Annotated in this window: 11 protein-coding genes; 3 read left to right on the forward strand and 8 right to left on the reverse strand. The window is 33.3% G+C overall.

All coding sequences use genetic code 11. From position 1 onward, the window contains the following. Positions 1-94 precede the first annotated feature (94 nt). Positions 95-787 carry an NRDE family protein gene (locus tag ACQY1Q_RS07925; RefSeq protein ID WP_431004765.1) on the reverse strand — a complete coding sequence of 231 codons (693 nt, stop codon included), beginning with the start codon at positions 785-787 and terminating at the stop codon, positions 95-97. Positions 788-926: 139 nt separating this feature from the next. Between ACQY1Q_RS07925 and pruA the strand changes: the two genes are divergently transcribed. Continuing rightward, entirely contained in the window at positions 927-2552 is a 1626-nt protein-coding gene (pruA, locus tag ACQY1Q_RS07930) for an L-glutamate gamma-semialdehyde dehydrogenase (RefSeq protein ID WP_431004766.1), read from the forward strand. Positions 2553-2627: 75 nt separating this feature from the next. Here pruA and trhA read toward each other — a convergent pair whose 3' ends face one another. Then, the gene (gene trhA, locus ACQY1Q_RS07935; protein WP_431004767.1) at positions 2628-3251 is read right to left on the reverse strand and encodes a PAQR family membrane homeostasis protein TrhA; all 624 of its coding nucleotides are present in this window, start codon (positions 3249-3251) and stop codon (positions 2628-2630) included. Between the two features lie 12 nt (positions 3252-3263). Next, positions 3264-3893, reverse strand: a complete 630-nt coding sequence (gene rsmG / locus ACQY1Q_RS07940; protein WP_431004768.1) for a 16S rRNA (guanine(527)-N(7))-methyltransferase RsmG — start codon at positions 3891-3893, stop codon at positions 3264-3266. Between the two features lie 143 nt (positions 3894-4036). On the opposite strand from rsmG, the gene ACQY1Q_RS07945 reads away from it, so the two are divergent. Next, the gene (locus ACQY1Q_RS07945; protein WP_431004769.1) at positions 4037-5128 is read left to right on the forward strand and encodes a fatty acid desaturase family protein; all 1092 of its coding nucleotides are present in this window, start codon (positions 4037-4039) and stop codon (positions 5126-5128) included. A 28-nt stretch (positions 5129-5156) separates the two neighbouring features. Beyond that, positions 5157-6344 (forward strand): pyridoxal phosphate-dependent aminotransferase, encoded by a 1188-nt coding sequence (locus ACQY1Q_RS07950; RefSeq protein WP_431004770.1) that lies wholly within the window; start codon positions 5157-5159, stop codon positions 6342-6344. A 91-nt stretch (positions 6345-6435) separates the two neighbouring features. Here the strand turns inward: ACQY1Q_RS07950 and ACQY1Q_RS07955 are convergent, their stop codons facing one another. From ACQY1Q_RS07955 to ruvB, 5 genes are read right to left on the reverse strand one after another with little or no spacing between them, the layout of a single operon-like run. Next, the gene (locus ACQY1Q_RS07955; protein WP_431004771.1) at positions 6436-6705 is read right to left on the reverse strand and encodes a heavy-metal-associated domain-containing protein; all 270 of its coding nucleotides are present in this window, start codon (positions 6703-6705) and stop codon (positions 6436-6438) included. Position 6706: 1 nt separating this feature from the next. Continuing rightward, positions 6707-7084 (reverse strand): rhodanese-like domain-containing protein, encoded by a 378-nt coding sequence (locus tag ACQY1Q_RS07960; RefSeq protein ID WP_431004772.1) that lies wholly within the window; start codon positions 7082-7084, stop codon positions 6707-6709. A gap of 6 nt (positions 7085-7090) precedes the next feature. Beyond that, the gene (locus ACQY1Q_RS07965; protein ID WP_431004773.1) at positions 7091-8500 is read right to left on the reverse strand and encodes an MBL fold metallo-hydrolase; all 1410 of its coding nucleotides are present in this window, start codon (positions 8498-8500) and stop codon (positions 7091-7093) included. Between the two features lie 11 nt (positions 8501-8511). Then, positions 8512-10242 (reverse strand): SulP family inorganic anion transporter, encoded by a 1731-nt coding sequence (locus ACQY1Q_RS07970; RefSeq protein WP_431004774.1) that lies wholly within the window; start codon positions 10240-10242, stop codon positions 8512-8514. A gap of 28 nt (positions 10243-10270) precedes the next feature. After that, positions 10271-11293: a Holliday junction branch migration DNA helicase RuvB gene (gene ruvB, locus ACQY1Q_RS07975; RefSeq protein WP_431004775.1), complete on the reverse strand. Its 1023-nt coding sequence runs from the start codon at positions 11291-11293 to the stop codon at positions 10271-10273. Between the last annotated feature and the right edge of the window lie 177 nt (positions 11294-11470).

Here is an 11470-nt window from a genome sequence, read left to right on the forward strand (position 1 = left end):
CGGCATTACACTCACGCAGGGCGGTTTCGGAAGTTTAGAATAGGTATTACAATCATGTTAACCGAGTAAAAAAAAGTTACTGTACTTTATATAACTAAAAAGCTTTTTCATTTACCGGAGTCACATACTCCATAGAAATAGCATTTCCGTTTTTTAAAACACAGGTTGTACTTACAGTTTCAACATATTCTCTTTTCATTTTTAAAGAAATATCAGGTGTTCCTTTTGTTTCATCTTGATGAAAGGCAATAATATCTTCTTTTTTAAATTCCTGATGTTCTTTTAACCAGGCAGCAAACCATTCTTTACGCATTTGTTTGGTAGCTTCATCATACAAAGTTGATGACGACCATATTTTAGGTTCTTGCTCTAATTTATTAACGTGTTTTTTAACTCCGTCCCAAACCAATTCAACTACCATTAACTCAACATTCCAATCAACTAACACAATAGTAAAAGGCTCAATATCTTCAAAAGAAAAGTGTTCAATTTCTTTAACAGCATTATCTGATTTTAACAGGTGTTTTACAATAACTCCTCTACTCATTCTATATGCCTCTTTTCTTTGATGTTTTGTAAAACCTCCGTTTAACAAACATATTAACCGTTTTTTTTCACTTACTCCTATCCAGGTACCTCCCGCCAATTCATCTTTAGGATAAGTTAGCTTTACTCCGTCTTCTATATACTCATTAGGTTTAATCGTTTTTCGCTTCGGATCTTCATCTCTGTTTGAGGTTAATATAAAGTCATTTTTCCCTAATGGCAAATAGGTAACTGTGCACATATTGTATCGTTTTTGATTAAATAAGACGTATAAACCACCCGGTTATTACTAAAAATAACCGTAACTTTGTAAATCTTATGTTGAATACATACTTTTTACAAACAAAAGAATAATTTTAATAACAAACAACACATAAAAAATGGGAAAAGGTTTTTTTCACGTACCAACTGCCATTAATGAGCCTGTAAAGGGATATACTCCCGGTTCACCTGAAAGAGAAGCGGTTTTAAAACAATACAAAGAATACTTTAACGGTTCAGTTGATGTACCAATGTATATTGGTAATGAAGAAATCAGAACCGGAAACACTAGAAATATGACCCCTCCTCACGATCATCAACACGTTGTTGGTCATTACCATATAGGAGATAAAAGTCATGCTGAAAAAGCTATTGCTTCAGCTTTAGAAGCTCGTAAAGCATGGGCTCAAATGCCTTGGGAGCAAAGAGCGGCTATTTTTTTACGTGCTGCTGAATTAATTGCAGGACCTTACCGTGCAAAGATTAACGCAGCCACCATGATTGCTCAATCTAAAACTATTCATCAAGCTGAAATTGATGCTGCTTGTGAATTAATTGACTTTTTACGTTTTAACGTAGAATATATGTCTGACATTTACAATGAGCAACCTAATTCTGATGACGGAATATGGAACCGTGTTGAGTACAGACCTTTAGAAGGTTTTGTATATGCAGTAACACCTTTTAACTTTACAGCTATTGCTGCTAACTTACCGGCGTCTGCTGCTATGATGGGAAATGTAGTGGTTTGGAAACCATCTGACAGTCAAGTTTTTTCTGCAAAAGTAATTGTAGATGTTTTTAAAGAAGCTGGTGTACCAGACGGTGTTATTAATGTAATTTATGGTAACCCTGTTGAAATTACTGAAGTTGTCTTATCATCTCCTGATTTTGCAGGAATTCATTTCACCGGTTCTACTTTTGTATTTAAAGAACTTTGGAAAAAAATTGGTGAGAATATTCATAGTTATAAAACCTATCCTAGAATTGTAGGAGAAACCGGTGGTAAAGATTTTATTATTGCACACCCTTCATCTAATCCAAAACAAGTTGCTACAGCAATTACGCGTGGTGCTTTTGAGTTCCAAGGACAAAAATGTTCTGCTGCTTCAAGAGTATATTTACCAAAATCAATTGCTAATGAAGTTTTAGATTTTGTTAAAGAAGATATTGCTTCTTTTAAAATGGGGTCTCCGGAAGACATGAGCAATTTTATTACTGCTGTTATTCATGAGGGCTCTTTTGATAAATTAGCTAAATATATTGACCAAGCTAAAAATGATGCTGATGCTGAAATTTTTGCCGGTGGAAACTATGATAAATCAAGAGGATATTTTATTCAACCAACGGTTATTTTAACAACCAATCCAAAATATACTACTATGGAAACAGAATTATTTGGTCCGGTAGTAACGGTTTATATCTATGAAGATGCTGATTGGTCTGAAACATTACACTTAGTTGATGGTACTTCTGAATATGCTTTAACCGGTGCTGTATTTTCAACTGACAGATATGCTATTGCAGAAGCAACTAAAGCTTTAGAAAACTGTGCGGGTAATTTTTATGTTAATGATAAACCAACCGGTGCTGTTGTAGGGCAACAACCATTTGGTGGTGCCAGAGCTTCCGGAACTAACGATAAGGCAGGATCTGCTCAAAACTTATTACGTTGGGTATCTCCTAGATTAATCAAAGAAACTTTTGTTTCTCCTTCTGATTATCGTTATCCTTTCTTAGGTTAATCGTACTCTCGATATTAAAATTCGAGAAAAATCACTATATCAAAAAAGCAATCTCAAACGGGATTGCTTTTTATATTATATTACATAATTTAAAATCATAAAGTAGTGGCAGATGGCTCCTCCTAAAACAAAAAAGTGCCAAATAACATGGTTAAAAGGAATTTTACGTATGGCATAAAAAATAATGCCTATTGTATAAAACGCCCCTCCTGCCATTAACAATTGTAATCCGTTTGAGGGCATTACTTCAACCAATGCTTTAAAATCAATCATTATTAACCACCCCATTACTAAATATAATAGTGTTGATATAATTCCGAATTTTCCTGTAAAAAATAGTTTTAAAATAGCACCTATAGCTGCTATCCCCCAAACCAACCAAAACAGCAACCATCCTTTGCTAAATGCTAAAAGAAGTAAAACAACCGGAGTATATGTTCCGGCAATAAGCAGGTAAATACTAACGTGGTCTACTATTCTATAATACTGTTTTTTTCTTTCAGACTTTGCCGCATGGTATAGTGCAGAAGCACTGAATAAAATAATAACTGAAAGCCCGTAAACTATAATACTAAATGTACTCCAAGATTTATGGGTACTTTTTAGTAATAATACGATTAATCCAACAACACCTAAAAAAGCTCCTAAGGCGTGTGACAGGGTATTTAACTTTTCTTCAAATGCTGTTTGAGCTTTCATATTCAAAAAACGTTATCCTTTATATTTTATTGGAACATGCACTACCTTTTTAGTTTCAAAGAAATCTTCTTCAAAATAATTTGGCAAATCATAGATAGTAGCACTTGGAAATTTTTCCAGTTCTTCTGTTAAATCTCCTCCTTTTAAATACAAAATCCCATTTTTTAAATCGTGATTTTGTTTTTTATGCACTTTATCTTTAACCCATCTGTGAAAAGTTTCCATTTGGGCTACCGCTCTACTTACAATAAAATCGTACGTATCTTTTACCTCTTCAACTCTTCCATGTGTAGTTTTAACATTCTCTAATCCTAATCCTTCAACTACTTCATTAACTACTTTTATTTTTTTTCCGATAGAATCTACTAAATGAAATTGCGTTTCCGGAAACAAAATAGCCAACGGAATTCCGGGAAATCCTCCTCCGGTACCCACATCCATTACTTTGGCTCCGGGTTTAAACTCCATTACCTTTGCTATTCCTAAAGAATGTAATACATGGCGTAAATACAATTCATCTATATCTTTACGTGAAACTACATTAATTTTCAGGTTCCAATCTTTATATAACTCTTGCAACTTTGCAAAATGTGCTGTTTGTTCTTCGGTAAGATTCGTAAAGTATTTTTTTATAATTTCCATGAATATATTTTTCAATGCAAAAATAAAAAACAAAATGGGATTGTTAATTTTTAGATAAAAGATATTATTATCGTTAAAAAGTCGTTCAATACCATAGCTATCACATAAAAACATTTATTTTTGCGTTTCTTAACAAACAACAAATGAAGACGATAAACTTCTCAAGAATTGACAATCAAAAGTTCTTTAGAACTTTAAATAAGCGAGTGAATAATTACTTTAAAGAAAATAATTTAAAACGTACCGGTAACTGGAAACTTTATACCAAAGCAGGCGTTATGCTAGCCGTATTTTTAGTTCCTTTTATTTTAATTTTAACGATAGATATGTCTCAATGGATTAAATTGATTTTAACTATTGTTATGGGAGTTGGAATGGCCGGTGTGGGAATGAATGTAATGCATGATGCTAATCATGAATCATTTTCTAGCCGTAAATGGGTAAATAAACTTTTTGGAAGTAGTATTTATATTTTAGCCGGTAATGTATATAACTGGAAAGTACAGCATAATGTATTACATCATACTTATACCAATATTCAGGATTATGATGAAGATATTGATGCCGGACGTGTGATTCGTTTCTCACAACATGCTAAATGGTATTGGATTCATAATTTTCAGAAATACTATTCTATCTTTTTATATGGTTTATTAACGATAAACTGGGCCATTACTACCGATTTTAAACAAATGCACAGTTATTTAAAAAGAAAGTTAGCCTACGGAAAATTTCCAAGCCCGGCTAAAGAGTGGACTAAATTAGTTGTATCTAAATTAATTTACTATTCACTTTGGATTGTATTACCTATTTTAGTTTTAAACGTTGCTTGGTGGAAAGTTCTTATTGGCTTTTTTGTAATGCATTACACTGCCGGAATTATTTTAAGTGTAATTTTCCAATTAGCACATGTGGTTCCAAAAACAGAAATGCCTTTACCTGATGAAAGTGGTAACATGAAAAATACCTGGGCTATTCACCAATTATATACCACAGCAAATTTTGCTCCTAAAAACTGGCTTATTAATTTTTATACCGGCGGATTAAACCATCAGGTTGAGCACCATATTTTTCCTAATATTTCTCATATTCATTATAAAAAACTAGCTAAAATAGTTAAAGAAACTGCTTTAGAGTTTAATTTACCTTATAACGAATATAAAACAACCCGAAAAGCTATTATTGAGCATTTTAATTATTTAGCTGAATTAGGAAAAAAACCTCAATTAGCTTAAAAATCAACAACACAATTTATAACAAACAATGTCAAACGCATTATCAAACAGAATTAACAGTTTACCTGTTTCAGAAACTTTAGCAATGGCTGCTAAGGCAAGAGAATTAAAAAATGCAGGGAAGGATATTATAAGTTTAAGTTTAGGGGAACCAGACTTTAATACTCCTGATTTTATTAAAGAAGCCGCAATTGAAGCTATTAACCAAAATTATAATGCATACACCCCGGTTGATGGATATGCAGAGTTAAAAGAGGCTATTTGTATTAAATTTAAGCGTGATAATAACTTAAATTATACGCCTAATCAAATTGTTGTTTCTACCGGAGCTAAACAATCTATTGCCAACGTTGCACAAGTTTTATTAAATCCGGGTGATGAAGTGTTATTACCGGCACCGTATTGGGTAAGTTATTCTGCAATTGCTACTTTGTGTGAAGCTACTTTTATTGAAATACCTTCGACCATTGAAACCGATTTCAAAATTACTCCTGAGCAGTTAGAGGCAGCGATTACTCCTAAAACTAAAATGATTTTCTTTAACTCTCCTAACAACCCTAGTGGTTCTATTTATAGTGAAGAAGAGTATAGAGCTTTAGCTAAAGTATTAGAAAAGCATCCTCAAATTTTCATTCTTTCAGATGAAATTTATGAGCATATTAATTACGGAAGCAAATTATTTAGTTTTGCTGCTATTGAAAATATGTACGATCGTACCATTACCGTTAACGGATTAGCAAAAGCTTTTGCAATGACTGGATGGAGAATTGGATACATTGGTGCTCCTGAATGGATTGCTAAAGCTTGCACTAAAATGCAGGGACAAATTACATCAGGAACTAACTGTATAGCTCAACGTGCTGCTATTACAGCTGTTTTAGCTGATCCGGAAAAAATCCAGTATATGGTTGATGAATTTAAAAATCGTAGAGATATTGTTTTAGATTTATTAGGAAAAATTGACGGGTTTAAATTAAATGTTCCTGAAGGAGCTTTTTATATTTTTCCTGATATTTCAGCTTTCTTTGGAAAAACTATTAAAGGAAAAGTAATTAACGATGCTAATGATTTTTCTATGTTTTTATTGGAAGAAGCTAATGTGGCAACAGTTACCGGTGATGCTTTTGGAGCTCCTAACTGTATTCGTTTATCATACGCAGCTTCTGAATTACAATTAAGAGAAGCAATTAAGCGAATTAAAGAAGCTCTTAGCTAAAAAATAATTCCATATATAAAAACAAAAAGCGAGATAGTAACTATCTCGCTTTTTTATTAAAACTAACATGTTCTTATTAAAAGAACTAAGACTAAGAACTCATTTTTCCGGTAGCACAACTTACCAAAGATTTTGCTTTATGTAAAACCGTGTTTTTGTCACCAGCTTCCGGGTAACCTAATTTTGATAATTTTTCTTTAACTGCCTGAGTTACTTCTTGACTTATCGCTTCAAAAGTTACCAAAGATTCTGCTACATTTATCTGTACTTCACTAACCCCTTCAATTAATGTAAGTCCTTTTGTTATAGTTGCTGCACAACCACCAGATTTTAAATTTTCTATATAAATTTCTTGTTTCATTTTATTTTGTTTTTTCTTGCCATTTTAAATAGCCTCCTTCAACATTATAAACTTTAAATCCTTTTTTAAACAACATATCAGCCGCTATTAAGCTTCTTCCTCCCGATCTACAATACAAATATACCGGCTTGCTTTTATCTAGTATTTTTAACGCTTTTTCTTCAAAATCAGACGAGGTAACATCTATTTTAATTGGATTTCCAATAACGCCGTTTTTCCATTCTTCCGGTGTTCTTACATCAACTAATTGAATAGTATCATGGGTACTTAAAGCTGTTTGTAAATCTGAGACTTTAATTGTTACCACCTCTTTTTCTTGTCCTTGACAACTTGTCAGAAAAAATAGGGCAATAAAAAAACAATACTTTATAAGCTTCATATTTTGTTATTTTATTGTTGATGGACACACTTTTTCCGTCGTAGGAATTGACGTTGCTGTTATTGCTTTATACCCGCCATCAACATCAATCACTCTATGATAACCTCTGGCCTTTAATATAGAAGCTGTAATAACGGATCTATATCCTCCTGCACAATGCACATAAAAATCTTTATTTGCCGGAAATTCGTTGATGTAATCATTAATATAATCCAATGGAGTGTTAGGCACGTCTACAATATGCTCACTTAAATATTCTCCGGGCTTACGAACGTCAAATACTAAAGCTCCTTTTTTAAGTTCTTCAGCTAACTCTGTAGCAGATACTGATTGAATAGCATCAACTTCTTTTCCTGATTTTTTCCAAGCTTCAAAACTACCGTCTAAATACCCTAATACATTATCAAATCCTACTCTTGATAATCTTGTTATTGTTGTTTCTTCTTCTCCTTCCGGAGTTACTAATAAGATAGGTTGTTTTACATCTTTAATTAAAGCTCCTACCCAAGGGGCAAAAGTACCTCCTAATCCAATAAAAATAGATTGAGGTATAAATCCTTTAATAAACTCTGATTGATGTCTTACATCTAAAATAACGGCGTCGTTTTCATTTGCCTTTTTTTCAAAATCATTTACCGAAAGAGCTTTTGAACCACTTTTGATAACATCATCTATAGATTGATAGCCTTCTTTATTCATTTTTACATTTAAAGGAAAATATTCAGGCGGAGGTAATAAACCGTCAGTAACTTCTTTAACAAACTCTTCCTTTGTCATATTTTCTCTTAAAGCGTAATTGGTTTTCTTTTGCTCTCCAATGGTTCCTACGGTTTCTTTACTTAGATTTTTTCCGCAGGCAGAACCAGCTCCATGTGCAGGATATACAATAACGTTATCTTCTAACGTCATAATTTTAGTTCGAAGACTTTCATAAAGTAAACCCGCCAATTCTTCCTGAGTCATATTAGCTGCTTTTTGGGCTAAATCCGGTCTACCAACATCCCCTAAAAACAGTGTGTCTCCACTAAATATTGCATGGTTATTTCCTTCTTGATCTTTTAAAAGATACGTTGTACTCTCCATAGTATGCCCAGGTGTATGCAATACAGTAATGGTAATATCTCCTAGGGTAAATACTTCTCCGTCTTTTGCTATATAAGCATCAAACTTTGGAGCTGCCGTAGGTCCAAATACAATAGTTGCCCCAGTTTTTTCTGCTAATGTTACGTGACCGCTAACAAAATCGGCATGGAAATGAGTTTCAAAAATATATTTTATGTGCGCGTTATTTTTTTCAGCTTTATCTATATAAGATTGAACTTCTCTCAATGGATCTATTATAGCCACTTCTCCTTTGCTTTCTACATAGTAGGCTCCTTGTGCTAAACAACCTGTATAAATTTGTTCTATCTTCATAATATATTGTTTTATCGATACGCCTGATGTATGTATTGGGCGTATTTTTTTTGGTTTAAATTATCTCCTGTTTTAAAGCAATGTACTGCTCCGTTGGCTCTCATAAAAAAGTGGTCTAATGTTACTTCATCTAATAAGCCGCCTCTGAACAATGCATCTCTCACCGGTCCTTTTACTCCTGCGAAATAAAATGTAACGTTCTTTTTCTTATAATATCGTATACGCTCTTTAAGCATATCTACTCCGGTACTATCTACTCTATTAATACTTTCTGCATCTAATACTATCAATTTCAAGGCCTTTCCTTTTTCTTCTGCCATTTCTTCCAGTTTATCTCTAAAATAATTGGCATTGGCATAGAAAAGCTGGGCATCAAACCTAAAAACCAGTACTTCCTCTTCTATAATAACTTCTTTAAATCTGTTCTTATTCCTATAAAAGTCAGAATCCGGCACTTTCCCCAGCTCAGCTACATATGGACGAGAGGTTCTAAAAATTAATAGAATTAATGACAAGCCTACTCCTGTTAAAATTCCGTATTCAATTCCAAAAAACAGCGTTGATAAGAAGGTAGCTATCAGTAACCAAAAGTCAAGATTATTCGCTTTCCATAAACGTTTGGCTTCTTTAACATTTATCAGATTAAATACAGCTACAATAATAATAGCCGCTAATACTGTTTTAGGTAAATAATAAAATACAGGAGTTAAAAAAAGTAAGGTTAATACGACCAAAAGTGAAGATACTATGGCCGAAACTCCTGTTTTTCCTCCAGATTCTGCATTAATTGCTGAACGTGAAAAACTAGATGCTGATGGATAGGCTTTAAAAAACGATCCTAAAATATTGCTCATTCCTAAAGCTATTAATTCTTGATTAGCTCTTACTCTGTAATCATCTTGCTTTACTTCTAAAGTTTTACCTATAGAAATAGTTTCTAAGTAACCAACCATTACTAAGGTTAATGCTATTGGCATTAGCTCTTTTATTAAAGGAACATCAATTACCGGAATAGAAAACCCGGGTAATCCTGATGGAATGTCTTTCACAATTGCTACTCCGCTCCAACTTTCTCCAAAGTACTTAATGGCTACAATTCCGAATATTACAACTATTAATGCGTTTGGAATTTTTTTATTAATTCTTCTAAAAATGATAATAATAGCGCAAGCTATTAAACCTATTAATGTGGTATTTTTATTATAAAATTGAATTCTTCCAAATATATCTTCTAACAATACATGGATTTGATCACTTTGTAAAAATTCTACTCCTAAGAGGTTTTTAAATTGATTCAATCCTATTATTAAGGCTACTGCCGATGTAAATCCGGTAATCACCGGACGAGACAAAAAGTTTACGACAAATCCTAGTTGAAAAACTCCCATTAAAAACTGTATACTTCCTACAACCAGTGCCAATAAAATAGCTATTGATATATAACTTTCTGAACCCGCTAAAGCTAGAGTTGAGACTCCTGTTGCTACTATTAATGAATCCATAGCAACCGGGCCTATAGCTACTTGGCGTGATGATCCAAAAACAGCATGTACCAGCTGTGGAACTAACGCTGAATATAATCCGTAAATAGGCGGTAATCCGGCAATTAAAGCATAGGCTATTCCTTGAGGTATTAAAACAATAGCAACAGTTATACCAGCAACTACGTCTCCGTGTAGTTGTTCTTTTTTGTAGTTGGGTAACCACTCTAAAATTGGTATAAGCTTTTTAACGAATTTCATTTTAATTTTTACAACTATTGAAAAGTTTTTAAAACAATTCTCCTTGTGTAGTTCCTTTAATTCTTCCTAAATGCTTATAGGCTAAATCTGTTACTTCTCTTCCTCTTGGTGTTCGCATTATAAAACCTTGTTGTATTAAAAACGGCTCGTATACTTCTTCAATAGTTTCTGCATTTTCAGCAACTGCTGTTGCTAAAGTTGTGATTCCTACAGGACCTCCTTTAAATTTATCTATGATAGTACTTAAAATCTTGTTATCCATTTCATCCAATCCGTGTGCATCTACATTAAGTGCTTTTAATGCGTATTTAGCGATTTCAATGGTTATTTTACCGTCTCCTTTAATTTGAGCAAAATCTCTAACTCTTCTAAGTAGTGCATTGGCTATACGTGGTGTTCCTCTACTTCTTCCGGCTATTTCAATAGCTGCTTCCATACTTATGGGTACTTTTAAAATATGGGCACTTCTTTCAATGATGGTACTTAATAGTTCTGTTGAATAGTAATGTAATCTGCTGCTAATACCAAAACGGGCTCTCATAGGTGCCGTAAGTAAGCCGGAACGCGTTGTTGCTCCAACTAAGGTAAAAGGTTCAAGATTGATTTGAACGGTACGAGCATTAGGTCCTGACTCAATCATGATATCAATCTTGAAGTCTTCCATTGCAGAATATAAATATTCTTCAACTATTGGACTTAATCGATGAATTTCATCAATAAACAGTACATCTCGTTCATCTAAATTTGTAAGTAATCCGGCTAAATCACCTGGTTTATCTAAAACAGGGCCTGAGGTTACTTTTATTCCTGCATTAAGTTCATTTGCTAAAATATGAGCCAACGTTGTTTTTCCAAGCCCGGGAGGACCGTGAAATAACGTATGATCAAGAGCTTCTCCTCTTTTATTGGCTGCTTCAACAAAAATCTTTAAATTTTCTATGGCTTGGTCTTGACCGGTAAAATCATCAAAAGAGAGCGGACGTAGTTTTTTTTCTACGTCTAATTCATCATTTGAATACTTATCTTTTTCGGGGTTTAAATGCTCGTTCATACTCCTACAAATATACTCTAAATAAAATCGACCTTTTGTAATAAAAGTTACTCAGTTCATTCATTACAACTGGAACAGTAATATACTAAAACAAAATATAATGAGTCGTCCTAAAATAGGTTGACAGATTTAAAAAATATTATTTAAACCAGAGAGGCTAGCTTCTCTGGTTTTTTG

The sequence above is a fragment of the Tenacibaculum sp. TC6 genome (genome assembly GCF_050606265.1).
Lineage (GTDB): Bacteria > Bacteroidota > Bacteroidia > Flavobacteriales > Flavobacteriaceae > Polaribacter.